18 protein-coding genes are annotated in these 15,958 nt (G+C 44.5%); 17 read left to right on the top strand and 1 reads right to left on the bottom strand.

Annotation, left to right across the window (positions count from 1 at the left end):
* Positions 1-25: 25 nt before the first annotated feature.
* The 6 genes from EV213_RS05370 to EV213_RS05345 all read left to right on the top strand — a co-directional run bounded on the left by EV213_RS05370 (position 26) and on the right by EV213_RS05345 (position 5,390).
* Positions 26-223, top strand: a complete 198-nt coding sequence (locus EV213_RS05370; RefSeq protein WP_133579470.1) for a DUF4227 family protein — start codon at positions 26-28, stop codon at positions 221-223.
* Positions 224-240: 17 nt separating this feature from the next.
* A complete protein-coding gene (gene xerD / locus EV213_RS05365) occupies positions 241-1,134 on the top strand; it encodes a site-specific tyrosine recombinase XerD (protein ID WP_133579469.1) in 894 nt (297 codons plus the stop codon).
* Positions 1,135-1,255: 121 nt separating this feature from the next.
* The gene (locus tag EV213_RS05360; RefSeq protein ID WP_133579468.1) at positions 1,256-2,458 is read left to right on the top strand and encodes a phosphopentomutase; all 1,203 of its coding nucleotides are present in this window, start codon (positions 1,256-1,258) and stop codon (positions 2,456-2,458) included.
* A complete protein-coding gene (locus EV213_RS05355; RefSeq protein WP_133579467.1) occupies positions 2,448-3,269 on the top strand; it encodes a purine-nucleoside phosphorylase in 822 nt (273 codons plus the stop codon). The genes EV213_RS05360 and EV213_RS05355 overlap by 11 nt, the downstream gene beginning before the upstream one ends.
* Positions 3,247-4,086 (top strand): purine-nucleoside phosphorylase, encoded by an 840-nt coding sequence (locus EV213_RS05350; protein WP_133579466.1) that lies wholly within the window; start codon positions 3,247-3,249, stop codon positions 4,084-4,086. The genes EV213_RS05355 and EV213_RS05350 overlap by 23 nt, the downstream gene beginning before the upstream one ends.
* On the top strand, positions 4,083-5,390 hold the full coding sequence (locus EV213_RS05345) for a thymidine phosphorylase (RefSeq protein ID WP_166639165.1): 1,308 nt from the start codon (positions 4,083-4,085) through the stop codon (positions 5,388-5,390). Before EV213_RS05350 ends, EV213_RS05345 begins: the two co-directional genes overlap by 4 nt.
* A gap of 57 nt (positions 5,391-5,447) precedes the next feature.
* On the opposite strand, the gene EV213_RS05340 is transcribed toward EV213_RS05345, so the two are convergent.
* Positions 5,448-5,783, bottom strand: coding sequence for a hypothetical protein (locus tag EV213_RS05340; RefSeq protein WP_133579465.1), 336 nt, complete (start codon positions 5,781-5,783; stop codon positions 5,448-5,450).
* 811 nt (positions 5,784-6,594) lie between these two features.
* Here EV213_RS05340 and EV213_RS05335 point away from each other — a divergent pair.
* The 11 genes from EV213_RS05335 to EV213_RS05285 all read left to right on the top strand — a co-directional run bounded on the left by EV213_RS05335 (position 6,595) and on the right by EV213_RS05285 (position 15,853).
* Positions 6,595-7,128 carry a hypothetical protein gene (locus EV213_RS05335; RefSeq protein ID WP_133579464.1) on the top strand — a complete coding sequence of 178 codons (534 nt, stop codon included), beginning with the start codon at positions 6,595-6,597 and terminating at the stop codon, positions 7,126-7,128.
* Positions 7,129-7,354: 226 nt separating this feature from the next.
* On the top strand, positions 7,355-8,521 hold the full coding sequence (locus EV213_RS05330; RefSeq protein WP_133579463.1) for a D-alanyl-D-alanine carboxypeptidase family protein: 1,167 nt from the start codon (positions 7,355-7,357) through the stop codon (positions 8,519-8,521).
* A gap of 120 nt (positions 8,522-8,641) precedes the next feature.
* Positions 8,642-8,992, top strand: coding sequence for an anti-sigma F factor antagonist (gene spoIIAA, locus EV213_RS05325; RefSeq protein WP_133579462.1), 351 nt, complete (start codon positions 8,642-8,644; stop codon positions 8,990-8,992).
* A gap of 3 nt (positions 8,993-8,995) precedes the next feature.
* The gene (spoIIAB, locus tag EV213_RS05320) at positions 8,996-9,436 is read left to right on the top strand and encodes an anti-sigma F factor (protein ID WP_133579461.1); all 441 of its coding nucleotides are present in this window, start codon (positions 8,996-8,998) and stop codon (positions 9,434-9,436) included.
* A gap of 12 nt (positions 9,437-9,448) precedes the next feature.
* On the top strand, positions 9,449-10,198 hold the full coding sequence (gene sigF, locus EV213_RS05315; protein ID WP_133579460.1) for an RNA polymerase sporulation sigma factor SigF: 750 nt from the start codon (positions 9,449-9,451) through the stop codon (positions 10,196-10,198).
* A gap of 685 nt (positions 10,199-10,883) precedes the next feature.
* On the top strand, positions 10,884-11,504 hold the full coding sequence (locus EV213_RS05310) for a stage V sporulation protein AA (protein WP_133579459.1): 621 nt from the start codon (positions 10,884-10,886) through the stop codon (positions 11,502-11,504).
* Positions 11,494-11,910 (top strand): stage V sporulation protein AB, encoded by a 417-nt coding sequence (locus EV213_RS05305; RefSeq protein ID WP_133579603.1) that lies wholly within the window; start codon positions 11,494-11,496, stop codon positions 11,908-11,910. The genes EV213_RS05310 and EV213_RS05305 overlap by 11 nt, the downstream gene beginning before the upstream one ends.
* A gap of 31 nt (positions 11,911-11,941) precedes the next feature.
* A complete protein-coding gene (gene spoVAEA, locus EV213_RS05300; RefSeq protein ID WP_133579458.1) occupies positions 11,942-12,562 on the top strand; it encodes a stage V sporulation protein SpoVABEA in 621 nt (206 codons plus the stop codon).
* Entirely contained in the window at positions 12,510-13,994 is a 1,485-nt protein-coding gene (locus tag EV213_RS05295; protein WP_133579457.1) for a spore germination protein, read from the top strand. The genes spoVAEA and EV213_RS05295 overlap by 53 nt, the downstream gene beginning before the upstream one ends.
* 78 nt (positions 13,995-14,072) lie before the next feature.
* A complete protein-coding gene (lysA, locus tag EV213_RS05290; RefSeq protein ID WP_133579456.1) occupies positions 14,073-15,398 on the top strand; it encodes a diaminopimelate decarboxylase in 1,326 nt (441 codons plus the stop codon).
* Positions 15,399-15,412: 14 nt separating this feature from the next.
* Positions 15,413-15,853: a peptidylprolyl isomerase gene (locus tag EV213_RS05285; RefSeq protein ID WP_133579455.1), complete on the top strand. Its 441-nt coding sequence runs from the start codon at positions 15,413-15,415 to the stop codon at positions 15,851-15,853.
* Positions 15,854-15,958: the final 105 nt, after the last annotated feature.

Genomic DNA, 15,958 nt, shown 5'->3' with positions numbered 1-15,958 from the left:
ACGTATTTTGCAGGAGGACAAAAAGATGGGCTGGTTCGCTAAAGCTTGGGTGTCATTTCGGGTATTTATTGCCTTTATGTTGTTTACATCATTGTTTTATTTCGCAATGACGTGGATACAAAACGAATATGGGTATTTTCAGCATGAGGACGTTCCATCACAAAACACTGAAATTGAGAAGGTGCACATGGCGCCCCAGGAGCAATCGTTCATTTCTACTTAAATGGGGAGTGGAAGACAATGATTCACCACAAGGAATCCTTCCTAGAATATGTGATCGTTGAAAAGGGATTATCCGAGAATACGGTTTCCTCCTATGAACGAGATATTCAACACTATTTGACGTTCCTCACTTTACATGAGCGGGTGGAACGAATAGAGGATGTCACACGTGGCCATATTCTAAACTATCTTGCCGAGTTACATGACAAGGGACGCGCAAAAACGACCGTTGCCAGAAATATTGCGTCAATCCGTTCTTTTCATAAGTTTTTATCAAGAGACAAGGTGACTCAAACAGATCCATCTGCCCATTTGGATGCCCCGAAATCTGACCGTAAGCTTCCGAGTGTCCTTGGAAATCGAGACATTGAAGCGTTGCTTTCATTTCCTAATAGTGAGACCTCCTACATGCGTCGAGATCGAGCAATGCTAGAGCTATTGTACGCGACAGGCATGCGTGTTAGTGAGTTGACCAACCTGAATGTGGAAGATGTACATATGACGATGGGATTTGTCCAATGCACAGGGAAGGGAAACAAAGAGAGAATTATCCCACTTGGTCAAATGGCCAATAACGCCTTGGACGTGTACCTTCGTGAAGAACGTGGCACACTGTTAAAAAGAGGAAGTTCAGAGCATGCTATGTTTATTAATCACCGAGGCACTAGACTAACGCGTCAAGGGTTTTGGAAAGTATTAAAAAAACGCGCAAAGGAAGCTGGCGTTCAAAAGAACATTACACCACATACGTTGCGACATTCTTTTGCCACGCATTTGTTGGAAAACGGAGCTGACTTGCGAGCGGTTCAAGAAATGCTTGGGCATTCAGATATATCAACGACACAAATCTACACCCATGTATCAAAGGTCCGTCTCAAAGACATATATGCTCAGCACCATCCACGTGCTTAAGCGCAAGAAGCCAGCCAAACGGCCGGTTTTTTTGTTGTCTTTAGCATTTAAGCAACCGATTGACAAATGAAATAATAGTCAAAAATGCGTATACTGAAAAGAACTCTTAGGAGGTGCGAAAGTGAACCAATTATTTCAAAGAGCGGTTGTCGTTGTTTTAGATTCAGTTGGTATCGGCGCGGCCGATGATGCCAAAGAATTTGGTGACTTAGGAGCACATACGCTTGGTCACTTGGCGGACGTCACATCAGATGGTCTTCATGTCCCTGCACTTGAAGCGATGGGACTGGGCCATCTAGCAGAGCTTAACGGTGTTGCAAAAGTCGATGAACCTAGCGCGTTCCATACGATAATGAAGCCAGTTGCCAATGGCAAGGATACGATGACAGGGCATTGGGAGCTAATGGGTGTTGTCGTAGACGAGCCTTTTCAAACGTACCCCGATGGATTTCCCGAGGAAGTGATTAAACGAATTGAACAAGAATCGGGAAGACGTGTCATTGGGAATGTGCCAGCCTCGGGCACGGAGATTATTAAACAATTTGGTCCACAGCAACTTAAGGACGGCTCATTAATCGTGTATACGTCTGCGGATTCTGTGCTTCAGATTGCGGCCCACGAAGAAGTCATTCCGTTAGAAGAATTATATGAGATATGTGAGAGAATTCGTTCTTGGACGAAAGAACCTCCCCACCTTGTTGGAAGAATTATAGCACGTCCATATAGAGGTAAATCAGGTCAATTTACGCGGACAAGCAATCGGCGCGATTATGCGTTAAAGCCCTATGGACCAACGACGTTAACGACGTTGAAAGAGCATTCTCTTGCCGTTATTGGCATTGGGAAGATCGCCGACATATACGATGGAGAAGGCATTACAGAGAGCATTAAAACGAAATCGAACGACGATGGTGTCGATCAGCTTTTAACCGTTCTAAAGCGTGAACCAGAACAAGGTCTCGTTTTTGTAAACCTCGTCGACTTTGATGCGTTGTATGGCCACCGACGCGATCCGAAAGGATATAAGGAGGCCTTAGAGGCGTTCGACAAGCGCTTACCTGAGATTACTGCTGCGCTAAACGAGTCCGATGTGCTAATTATTACGGCAGACCATGGAAACGACCCGACCGCCACTGGGACCGATCATACGAGAGAAAATGTACCATTACTGTTGTATAGTCCACGATGGAAAGAGGGCAAAGCACTCCCAGAACGACAAAGCTTTTGTGATCTTGGTGCTTTCATTTCTGAAAACTTTCAAGTGCCTAAAGGAAAACACGGCACAAGCTTTTTTGGAGAGCTGGGTGAGTCCAATGACGGATAAGCTTACAGCAGCGGTAGAGTACCTTGAGTCAAACAATATTGGCTCCCCTAAGATAGGACTTATTCTCGGATCAGGCATGGGAAATACCGTCGACAACTATCCTGTTTTACAATCGATTGGGTATGAGCAAATTCCAGGATTTAAACAACCAACTGTTGCAGGCCATCAAGGCCAGCTGAAAATGACGAATCATTACGGGGTAGATGTGATCTGGATGCAAGGGCGCTTGCATTATTATGAAGGTCATTCAGTAGAAGATATGGTGTTCCCCATCCGCGTGATGAAGGAACTTGGCGTTCAAAAGCTCCTCATTACCAATGCGGCGGGAGGGGTGTCGACGTATTTTCATGAAGGTGATTTTATGGTGCTAGATGGGCATTTAGGACTTGCCAACATGACCTTTTCATCGGCTGCTGCGCCGGGCTCCTATTGTCCACAAATGCGTACCAATGCGATGGAGGCCGCTTCGAATGTACCAAATCTAACGATGCATGCTGGTGTGTATGCCATGGTTAGCGGTCCCTCCTATGAAACTCCTGCAGAGGTCAAGATGTTGCGTACACTTGGAGCTGACGCTGTTGGAATGTCGACAGTGCCAGAGGTTCTTACAGCCCAACAGTTAGGTATGAAGGTTCTCGGTATTTCCTGCATCACTAACATGGCGTCTGGCATAACGAATGCGCCTCTTTCTCATGAAGAGGTGATGGAGACGTCCTCACGTGTGAAAGCGGATTTTGCCGATTGGTTAGACCGTTGGCTTGCGTTAGAAACGAAAGGAGAGAGTGATGATGGAAAACATTTGGGAGAATAGTGAAGCAGCTGTAGCGTTTATTCGCCAAAAAACAAATCTAAAACCAGTGTTAGGTTGTGTGCTTGGGTCAGGGCTTGGTCAATTTGCCGATGGATTAGAGGAAGCTGTGCGTATTCCATTTGAAGACGTACCGGGTTGCAAACCTTCTACAGTTGCAGGACATTCTGGCGCTTTTATTATCGGCACGTATCGTGACGTACCGATGGTGATCATGCAAGGAAGGTACCATTATTATGAAGGCTACAGCATGCCAGAGGTTACGTTTCCGATACGCGTCATGCATCAGCTTGGTTGTCGAGAGCTCATTGTGACCAACGCCTGTGGTGGGATGGACGAATCTTTTTCACCAGGTCAATTTATGCTGATTACAGATCATCTTAATCTTACTGGAGATCATCCATTGATCGGGAAAAACGATGAGCGATTTGGTCCGCGATTCCCTGATCTTTCTTCTGCGTATGATCAAGAGTGGCAACAAGTTGCACGAACCGCTGCAGGATCTGTTGATGTGACTCTACAACAAGGCGTGTATGCGGCGATATCTGGACCGTCGTATCTTTCCCATGCTGAATTACGTATGCTACGTACGCTTGGTGCTGACGCTGTCGGGATGTCGACAGTGCCAGAAGTGATTGTGGCTCGGCATATGGGAATGCGTGTGCTTGGCATTTCTTGTATCACGGACCTGGCTCTCGGAACCGCCACAGAATCCCTTACTCATGAAGAGGTTGTCGCCGTAGCTGATGCGGCAAGTGCGCAATTCGTCCAATTGCTAACAACGATTGTCGAGCTTGCTAAAAAGGAGCGATTCGTATGAGAATGACAGACGTGATTGAACGGAAACGCGACGGAAAAGCACTAACAGGCGAGGAAATAAAAGCGCTTGTCAAAGGCTATACAGAAGACTCGATTCCAGATTATCAAATGAGTGCCTTCCTGATGGCCGTTTATTACGAAGGCATGTCAGATGAAGAGGTTGCTGCGCTCACAGATGCGATGGCAACCTCTGGTGAAACATTGGATTATGCTTCTCTAGGCAATAAAACCGTAGATAAGCATTCGACGGGTGGCGTAGGCGATAAAACAACTTTTGTGGTTGCGCCACTCGCCGCAAGCTGTGGCATTATCGTTCCGAAAATGTCAGGTCGTGGCCTCGGTCATACCGGTGGCACGATCGACAAGCTTGAGGCGATCCCGGGTTTTAAAACCGATGCCACGAAGGAAGAGTTTAATACACTTCTGAAAACGTATGGCATGGCAGTTGTCGGGCAGACTCAGGACTTGGCGCCAGCTGACAAAAAAATATATGCCTTACGTGATGTCACCGCAACGGTCGAATCGCTCCCGTTAATTGCGAGCTCTGTGATGAGTAAAAAAATTGCGGCAGGCGCAAAAGGCATCGTGTTGGATGTCAAAGTTGGATCAGGAGCGTTTATGAAGTCTGCTGACGAAGCGAGGAAGTTAGCTTCAACAATGGTGTCCATCGGCGAAGCCCTTGGCCGAAAGACGATCGCTCTGTTAACAAACATGGATCAGCCTCTTGGCTATACGATTGGCAATTTGCTCGAGGTAGAGGAAGCGATTGACACGCTTAAGGGAGAAGGTCCTGAGGACGTTACAGAATTAAGTGTGCAGCTTGTTGCCCGCATGCTCATGTGTACAGATGAGTCGATCACGTTTGATAAGGCATACGAAACAGTCAAAGCGAAGCTGCTGAGCGGTGAGGCGTTGGAGAAATTTATTTCGTATAGCGAGAGCCGAGGTGCCGACAGAGCCTTGTTTTCGTCTTTTTCATCGCTCTATGAAGGCGTCGAAACCATTGATTTGTATCCTGAACAAGAAGGTTACATCCACCGTTTTGATACGCAAGGAATCGGGCGAGCGGCCATGTGGCTAGGTGCAGGTCGAGCAGACAAAACAAGTCAAATTGATCCTGCGGTTGGGTTAAAGTTATTGAAAAAAAGCGGCGATTTCGTGAGCACCGACACCCCTTGGGTCCGGCTCTATGTGAGAAAAGGGACAAGCTGCGAGGATACGAAACGTCTTTTGCAGGAATGCATTGAACTGGGAGCAGCTGCCCCGGATACACTGCCTTTAATTATTGATACCGTTACAGCATAAACCATGTAAAAAGCTTCCTTCTGGCAAAGATTGCAGAAGAAAGCTTTTTTTCTGTGACTAGAAAAATAATCGTTGCGTGATTCCTATAACTGCAAAGAAGACATACATCCCGATAACGAATCGAGCTAAGAACAGCCCCGCTTTTGCAAATAGTTGCTCTTTATATGTTTTACCTAGGTACCAAGCAACGCAAAATAAAACGATACCAACCAATTCGATATAAGGAGAAGAAAAACCTAAGGGAGCTAGCAAATACTCACCAACAGACCCATTTCTGAGATGATAAAAATTGAATACCATGGCGAAAGCAGCAACCAATAGAGAAAAACTACCGATACCTAAGGATTTCTTTACTGAAAAAGCCGAAGTCTTTTCTAAAGCGGATGAGACCATGCGCATCGCTCCTAAAATTTTTTCTAGATAGCGTAAAAAGAGTAAGCATCGATTTTTAATAGTTTGTTGCAGAATTAGTAAGTGGGTATTTTAATTAGCCAGCTTTCGCATTGCAAAAATCACCTTCAAAGTTTGCAATGCTTGAGTAGAAGTGAGGTGAGATAGATTGATTGACTTCAAAGAAACGAGGTCTTTTCGAGTCGATGTTGCACTTATACCCTTTTAGGGGCAAAGATAACACGATGAGGTCCTTTCGAATCGATGTTTCAATCACGACCGCTTCGTCAAAACACTTCGCTTTCCGCGGGCACGGCTTCAGCTTCCTCGGAATCTTGCTTTCCTGCGGGATCTTCAGCTCGCGCTGTTCCCGCAGGAGTCTACGTATGTTGACTACGCTAATGTTTGTTTCTGCGTAGATTGTTTTTATTTGTCCGGGTCTCGTATAACGGAGGAAAAGCGTGTTAAAGCGTATTGCAACCCAAATAAGAAAAGTAAGTGCATCGTTTCTGCAAAGTTACATCACCTAGTGCAGTGTTGATGCAGCAGTGGACATATGTTTAGATAACTTGCGCAAAACAAAAATCATCTACAACTGGCTGAGCTTGGTAGGGATTGAATTTCAGATTTACCCAACTATATCTAGGCGTGTCTTCAAAATGTAAGGTGCGAATGTTGAGTTGATTATATTCGAAAAAATCATTTATTTCAATTAAAATGAGATACGTAACGTGCGAACAGGTTTCAACTTTGAATTCCTCATGCTTCTAAGTGGCTGCTGTAATACTCAAAAATTTGATGGGAGGGCGACTCATTGAACAAGCACAAGAGAGCATGGATTTTATTGACTGGAATAGTACTGGCAACCATGTTTCTTTTCTTTATCATTGGCGAAAAGGATCTTAATGACCAAACAATGACAGGGTATCTTACAGTTATTAAGGAAAGGGACAATGGCACAATCCATAATGTCTATGTGTCTGCTAAAAATAGCAAAGAGATCGTAGGTAAATACACCATTAACGAACAAACCAAGCTGGTCAATGTCAACTGTGATTCAATTGCGCACGAATCATTTAAAGTTGGTCAGGTCGTTGAGATGACAAATAATGGTCTGGTCTTAACGAGCATTCCTTTTGCGACCACTGCTTTGAAAATGGTCTTAAAAGAAGAAAACGAGGCAGAAGCAAAGGCTACCCGAAAAGCCATACAGCAAACGTATGATTTATCTGAAGTTGCGTTCTCCATTGAGGAAGTCAAGCAAAATCAACAGACCGGACAGTGGAAGGTCGTATTTAACAGTCTAAGTGGCCAGGATAAGGAAGTTATTGTTTCAATAGATCAGTGAATAAGCTGCAACAAGAACTAAGCTCCTTTAAGGTAGACAGATGAAATCACCGTCTGTTTGTACTTTAAGGTGTTTTTTTCATTTATTAAGAAGCCTCTTTTACGCCTTACTTCTACACCTCAATCCCTTATCCAGCCATCCATCAGAAATCGTACATTCACGCACTCGTGCGTATAAGCTGCCAACCTTTGGAGACAATGGTAGCTAGTAGAATGGAGGTCTTAGGATGGGTAAACGGTTAAAAATGGCTGGATTGCTTCTTTGCATCTTCACATTGAGTAACGGAATCACCATGAATTCAGTAAAGGCTGAAGAGATTGGCTTAACACCAAATGCCTCGTCAGCCATGCTCATTGAACAATCCTCTGGACAAATGTTATATGAGAAAGATAGCAGGGAAAAGCTGCCACCAGCTTCAATGACAAAAATTATGACAATGTTGCTTGTCATGGAGGCGTTGGAAAAAGGCGAGCTCACTCTTGATGAAAAGGTTACTGCCAGTGAACACGCTGCCTCAATGGGAGGATCGCAAATCTTTTTAGAAGCTGGCGAATCCATGACCGTGGATGACCTATTAAAAGGCGTGGCGATTGCGTCAGGCAATGACGCGTCGATGGCGTTAGCTGAACATTTAGCCGGCACTGAGGATGCGTTCGTTGAAAAAATGAATCAGCGGGTCAAATCGCTAGGTTTAACCGATACGCATTTTGTGAATCCAACAGGGCTGCCTGCGAAAGATCATTATAGCACTGCGCACGATATGGCCATGATGGCCCGGGAGCTTCTTAAACATGAAAACATTACAACGTACACTGGAACTTACGAGGACCATCTTCGTCAGCAGTCGGATGATCCGTTTTGGCTTGTCAACACGAACAGACTCGTTAAATTTTATGACGGTGCTGACGGGTTAAAAACGGGCTTTACTTCGGAGGCAAAATATTGCTTGACAGCGACAGCAAAACGCAATGGAATGCGCGTCATTGCCGTTGTCATGGGAGCACCTACGTCTAAGGAGCGAAACGGCCAAATTGTTAAAATGTTTGATTACGCGTTTAATCGATTTGAAACGCACAAACTTTATGAGAAAGACGTTGCTGTTGGAACAATACGCGTTGAAAAGGGGCAGCGAAAGCATGTCAATGCCGTCACTGAAACACCTGTGTCTATACTTACCCCAAAAGGAACTGATGTATCAACATTAACGACATTCATTAAGCTCGATGGCCCTCTCAACGCTCCGCTAGCGAAAGGAGATAGAGCAGGTGAGATTCATGTCAAACAGGATGGCAAGACCGTCTCGAAAACCACGTTGGTCATCCAAGAGGATGTTGATGATGCGAGCTGGTGGACGTTATTCAAACGTTCCCTCGCCGCTGTTTCGGGGCAATAATTGTCAGAATGAGTAGAAATCACTCTGATTTTTATAACCTTTGTCACCTGTAAAGGATTTTCTCAAGACGCTGGCGAAAAAGGCTCATATCTCAATTCTGAAGGGAGCAGTCATGCGTCTATGAGCTTAGAAGTGAAGATGAATGTTAAAAACGATGTGCTTTGTGTACGACTCGTTGGAGAGCTGGATCATCATGAGGCGGATACGCTTCGGGAAACCCTAGTCGCTAAGTTTGCAGAGAGTGGGACGAAGCATTTGATCTTAAACTTAGAAGCACTGTCCTTTATGGATAGCTCAGGATTGGGCGTCATACTTGGAAGGTACAAGCAGGTTCAAAAACTTGGAGGGCAAGTGTATGTTTGCGCAATATCGAAGCCCGTCCAACGTCTATTTGAAATGTCAGGGATGTTTAAAATCATTGCGGTGGCAGAAAACGAAAACGTCTGTCTAGAAGCCTTGGGGGTGGCCTAAACAATGAGAAATGAAATGCATATTCGGTTTTCGGCTGTTAGTGAAAATGAGTCTTTTGCACGTGTCGCCGTTGCTGCCTTTTTGACCAATGTGAATCCTACCCTTGATGAACTCACAGAAATCAAAACCGTTGTATCGGAAGCAGTAACGAATTCAATTATTCATGGCTATGATCATGATGCAGAGAAGTTTATTGAGTTATCCGCAGTGCTTGAGGAAGGGAAGTTAGACATTGTCGTTCGTGACGAAGGTCATGGCATAAGTGATATCCCTGAAGCGATGGAGCCATTGTATTCCTCAAAGCCAGAGCTTGAACGATCAGGTATGGGATTTACCATCATGGAAAACTTCATGGATGAAGTCAGTGTAGAGTCTGGACCAGGTCAAGGAACTGTTGTTCGTCTAACAAAGTATTTTGCAGCGAAAAAAGCACTCTGCAACTAAGGAGTTGGACCTATGGATGTGGAGGTCAAAAAACAAACGGCGTTTCTAAAAGACGAAGAAGTCAAAGCTTTAATTCGTTTAAGCCATGATGGAGACCAGGAAGCAAGAGACCACATTGTACAGAAAAACATCAGGCTTGTCTGGTCTGTCGTGCAACGATTTCTAAATCGTGGCTATGATCAAGACGATTTGTTTCAGATTGGTTGTATAGGATTACTGAAATCGGTCGATAAATTTGATCTGAGCTATGACGTGAAATTTTCCACGTATGCCGTACCAATGATTATTGGCGAAATTCAGCGTTTTATTCGCGATGACGGTACTGTAAAAGTAAGCCGATCCTTAAAAGAAACAGGCAACAAAATTCGTAGAGCACGAGACGAATTGACAAAATCCCTCAGTCGTTCACCGACGATTTCAGAAATCGCCGAAGCTCTGGAAATCTCAACAGAAGATGTCGTGATGGCTCAAGAAGCGAGTAGGAACCCGTCATCCATTCATGAGACTGTTTATGAAAACGATGGGGACCCTATTACGCTGCTTGACCAAATCGCCGATGATACGCAGCATAAATGGTTTGATCAAATGGCGCTAGAGGAGACGATTCGCGCTTTAAACGAGCGTGAACGACTGATCATTTATTTGCGCTATTACAAAGATCAAACGCAATCAGAGGTGGCCCATCGTTTGGGCATTTCACAAGTCCAAGTGTCACGTTTAGAGAAAAAAATTCTTGAACATATGAAAGAGCAAATGGGTTAATGCCATTTGCTTTTTTTGTTTTAGACATAGTTGGGTAAAAGATGAAAATCATTATTGGAGTTGCTTATATACAAGCTGCGATACGCTCGCTTTCACCCTAAAGGGTACAAGTCTCGCTAGTGGCTGCTTTTGAGTTGTAACGCATTTTACAAGCTAAGGCATGCCTCACAAAAAAATTGAAACAGTAGCGTAGTCAAAATACGTAGACTCCTGCGGGAACAGCGCGAGCTGAAGATCCCCTCGGAAAGCTTTTGCTTTCCGAGGAAGCTGAAGCCGTGCCCGGCGGTAAAGTAAACACGATGAGGTACTCGCGAATCGATGTTGACCTTATACCCTTTAGGGTGCAAGCGTAGTATTTTGACGAAGCGGTTAATACCTTACTAGCAAAAATAAAACTCAAAACAGATTCAGTTGAATTGTTCGGAATTTTATAAGAATACATAAGTTATGCCCTAATCCGTTCACAGAAATTGGATGCGTTTTGCAGGGCTCTCCTCAAATGCTCACTTTTGCACAGGTAGTACAGTTCTGCGTCCTTCTCAAAAGGATCTGTTGCCAGCTTGAACGAAACATTGTGCAAATTAGCTTAGGCAAGAATTTTGTTCGTTTCAAAAACGTTGGGATTTTATGCATGAGCTACCCTTCTAAGTTCCATACTATAACAGAGTATGAAGGAGGTGCCTCAATGATCCAAGATAGTATCATACGGATGAGACCTCATATCGTTGTAGAGCCGAATGCCGTCGTGTCCCTCCGTGATGTCGCACAAATCATCACAGAAGAACCATATGCAAGCGACCTTGAATCACTCGTTATCCACCAAGTGACAACAGCGGATCGTAATCTTGTTGTAATCGATGTCGTCAAAGCAATCCGGTGTATACGTGAGCGATTCCCTGGCCTTCCTGTACAATCCTTAGGGGCAACTCAGACGATTGTCACCGTTAACTACAAGAAGAAAAGGCTTACGCCGCTTCTATTTGTAGGTGTGTGGTTGTTATTGTTCATTGGCGCTGGACTGGCCATAATGAATTTCCATGAGGATGTCAGCATGGGGGCTGTGCATCAGAAGTTATTTTATTTGCTAACTGGAGTCGAAAATGAAGAACCACTATTGCTTCAAATTCCATACTCCATTGGACTAGGCCTTGGCATGATCTTATTCTTTAACCACATATTCAAAAAGCGGATCAATGAGGAGCCGAGTCCTCTCGAGGTCGAGATGTTCAAATATCAGCAAGATCTTGATCAGTATGTTGCGATTCATGAAAATAAAGAAATCGATAAACAAAAAGATGCTCACTAACCTCTTGGTAATTTTTTTAGGACTGGCTGGAGGGCTAGCTGTAGGTTCAGGGTTTGTCGCCTTTTTAAGCGTTTTAGGTATCATTCCACGTTTAATGCAACTTACCAAAACGGGTCACCGAATGCATCAATATGAATGGGCGATTGTTTCCGGCGCTTTGTGTAGCACATGGATTGGTCTTCGATCGATCCCGCTGTACATGGGCATTTGGGTAACGATCCCGGTAGGATTATTTTGTGGCATGTTTATCGGCATGCTTGCAGCTGCGTTAACCGAGGTACTGAATGTATTTCCAATCCTCGCAAAGCGAATTGGTATTGAAGCACAAATGATTGGGTTGCTGATGGCCATTGTCTTTGGAAAAGTATTAGGCTCACTATTTCATTGGATCATTTTCGTGAAGTGAGCCCTAGTTGATGTAAAGGAGGAGAAGTTGGTTGACGACGAAAAATGTCATTTTTGTTACAGATGGTGATGAATATGCAGAGCGGAACCTCGTCTTTGCAGCCAAGACATTTAATGCTGAATGTCTTCTCCAATCCAGAGGCAATCCATCTCTTAGAACAGGGAAGCAACTGTTGGATGATATTCAGAAATCGAATAGCGATTTGCTGTTCTTGATGTTTGATGATTGTGGATCAACCGGTACGGGTCCGGGCGAGATGGCAATGCTTGAAATTGCGGCTGATCCTTCTGTGAAGCTTTTAGGCGTCGTAGCGGTAGCCTCCAAAACGCGGAAAGGTGGCGGTGAGTGGACGCTCGTCAATGTGTCTATTGATCGCTATGGGGAATTGACTCAGCACTCTATAGATAAAAGTGGTGTCCAGGATATTGAGATTGGGCGTATTCATGGCGATACCGTAGATTGTTTGCAGAAGCTTCCGACGAACCTCATTGTCGGCATTGGCGATATCGGCAAAATGGACGGACGTGACGATGTGAAAAAAGGTGCACCGATTACGTGCCTAGCGATCAGTACGATACTCGAGAGGAGCGGCTTTCTTTATGGCGAAAGAAACGAAGACGAAGACAAAAACGCCCATCAGCACAAACATTAAAGAAGTCGAAAGCTATTTTAAGCATCATTTAGGGATGGATGTGTCATTTGACGTTGGCGTCAGACGGCTGCTTGTTTTGGATAAGCAAGTGCACATCTATTATGTGACTGGTCTTTGTGAATCACGATTGATTGCCGAAATCATCGAAGAACTTGTCCATCTAAACGAAGTCGAAAAAAGCGACAGTGATGTTGCAGAAGTGGTCCATAACCGCTTACTTCATCAGCAGGTGGCGACGTGCAAAACGTACGATGAAGCGTGTGACCAAGTCCTGTCAGGTTTGATCTTTATCGCTATTGACGGAGAGAATCGAGGTTTTATTGTTGATGTCCGAAAATATCCAGGAAGATCACCTAAAGAGCCTGATACGGAAAAGGTCGTTCGTGGCTCAAGGGATGGGTATACAGAAAACATTATCGAAAATACGGCACTAACCCGTCGTAGAATTCGTGATGAACGTCTTCGATTTAAAATGGTTCATGTCGGTGAACGCTCAAAAACCGATATTTGTATCGTCTATTTACAAGATGTCGCCGATGAAGAGCTCGTCGATCTCATTGGCAAGCAGCTTGATAAAATTGATATTGATGGATTGCCGATGAGTGATAAAACTGTTGAGGAATTTGTTGTCAAGCAAGGGTACAACCCTTTTCCTCTTGTCAGATATACGGAGAGACCAGACGTGGCTTCATCGCATTTGTTAGAAGGTCATGTGCTCATTTTTGTCGACACATCTCCTAGTGTTATCATTACGCCAACAACGTTTTTTCACCATGTGCAGCACGCGGAGGAATTTCGTCAAGCTCCTTTGATGGGTGCCTTTTATCGCTGGGTTCGCTTTTTAGGTATGATTGCCGCATTGTTTTTAACCCCGCTCTGGTTTTTATTTGTAGTAGAGCCTTCTCTACTCGCTGAACAACTTGGGTTTATCGGGCCAGACAAAGAAACAAATATCCCCATTGTTGCCCAGCTGTTGCTTGCTGATTTTGGGATTGACTTGATGAGAATGGCTGCCATTCACACACCGACGTCTCTATCAACCGCGATGGGGTTAATTGCAGCGGTCTTAATTGGACAAATCGCCATTGAAGTAGGTTTATTCACAAATGAAGTTATTTTGTATGTTGCTGTTGCAGCGATTGGATCATTCGCCACACCTAGCTATGAGCTTAGCATCGCGAATAAAGTGGCCAGGCTTCTCTTTATCATCTCCGTATTTTTCTTTCAAGTACCTGGATTTGTTATTGCAGTCACCGTTTTTGTTCTGTTTCTTGTTTCCATCACATCGTTGCAAACGCCCTACCTTTGGCCATTGCTCCCGTTTAATGCGAAAGCGTTTTGGCATGTTCTTATGCGTGTGTCTGTTCCATTGGCCAATACAAGGCCAAGCATCGTCAAGCCAAGAAACCGAAAATCACAACCAGGAAAATAACAGCGTTGCACCTCTACACTAGCTGTGGTAAAGTTTTATCAAGTTTTGAACTATGTTGGAAGTTAAGAGGGGAACACAATGGCACGCATTTATGAGACGAACAAAGAAGGTCATTTGACAATCGGTGGCTTAGACGCTTTAGATTTGGCAGATACATTTCAAACGCCAGTGATTGTATACGATGTCGCTAAAATTCGCAATGAGGCTCAAGAAATGCATCATGCATTTCAAAAAAGAAACCTATCGTACCAAATTGCTTACGCAAGCAAAGCCTTTTCCTGCAAAGCAATGGTGCAGCTTGCAGAAGAAGAAGGGTTAAGCTTGGATGTCGTTTCAGGTGGTGAGCTGCATACGGCATTGCTGGCAGGGTTTCCGACTGAAAGAATTCACTTCCATGGCAATAATAAAAGTGAAGCTGAGTTGAAAATGGCGATTGAAGCCAACATTGGTTGTGTGGTTCTTGATAACCATCTTGAAATCCAGTGGCTACAATCGCTTTGCAATGAGGCAAATGCAACGATGAACGTGTTGCTACGTGTTACCCCAGGGATCGAAGCACACACACACGATTATATTTTGACGGGGCAAGAGGATTCCAAGTTTGGCTTCGATTTGCAGAGCGGGCAGGCCAATGCAGCATTTGAAGCTGTAAACGCATCCTCTAGACTGTGTTTTAAAGGGTTGCATTGCCATATCGGATCACAGATTTTTGAAGCCACTGGGTTTACTCACGCTGCTGAAAAGCTGATTGCTTTGCTTTCTGAGTGGAAGGTAAAGTACAATCAAGAAGCAGAGGTTTTGAATATCGGCGGAGGCTTCGGCATTCGCTATACCGATGAAGATACACCAATGCCTATCGGTCTCGTGTTGGGTGAGGTACTTGATTATATTTCAAGCGCCGTCTTAGAACGTGGGCTTGCAATGCCTGAAGTTTGGATTGAACCAGGACGCTCGCTCGTTGGTGAAGCGGCGACAACACTTTACACGCTTGGCAGTCGAAAGGATATTCCAGGCATTCGAACGTATGTGTCAGTGGATGGGGGCATGAGTGATAATTTACGCCCTGCTCTTTACCAGGCAAAATACGATGCAGCTCTTGCAGAGAGACCAAATGCCGGAGCGGATGAAACGGTGTCAATCGCGGGGAAGTGCTGTGAAACAGGCGATATGCTCATATGGGACGTGGCATTGCCGCAATCAAGTGCTGGCGATATTCTTGCCGTTCCGAGCACAGGAGCCTATGGTTATTCAATGGCAAACCATTACAACCGCAACCCACGTCCAGCTGTTGTATTTATCGAAAATGGAGAAGCGTTTACTGCCATACGAAGAGAAACCTATGAGGACTTGACACAATTTGACCTCACACTGCGCAATTACAAAAAAACAGAAACAACGATTTGATAGGAGAGATACTTATGGCAAAAACAGTAACGATGACACTAGAGAACGGTAAAAAACTTACGATTGAGCTTTATCCAGAAGAGGCACCGAAAACAGTCGAAAACTTTGAATCATTGATTAAAAAAGGTTTTTACGATGGATTGACGTTCCACCGTGTTATTCCAGGTTTTGTATCACAAGGGGGATGCCCACTTGGTACAGGCACAGGAGATGCGGGCTACACGATCGCATGTGAAGCTGAAAATAATGTTCATAAGCATGTTCCCGGCGCACTTTCAATGGCTCACGCGGGCAAAGACACTGGAAGCTGTCAGTTTTTTATCGTGCATGAGGCTCAGCCACATTTGGATGGGGTTCATACCATTTTTGGTCAAGTGACAGAAGGTCTTGATGCAGCATTGGCAATGGAAAACGGCGATAAAATGGCGACAGTGACTGTTGATGGAGATGCGTAAGAAAAACATTACTTTGTTTTTAGTGCTTCTCCTTGGCTCAATGTTGTGGGGAGCTATCTATATTTTGTTCCTAATGCCGAAGTAATTCGGACAAACCAAACAATT

The organism is Aureibacillus halotolerans, from assembly GCF_004363045.1.
Classification (GTDB): domain Bacteria; phylum Bacillota; class Bacilli; order Bacillales; family DSM-28697; genus Aureibacillus; species Aureibacillus halotolerans.
This window is presented reverse-complemented; position numbering and strand designations above follow the sequence as displayed.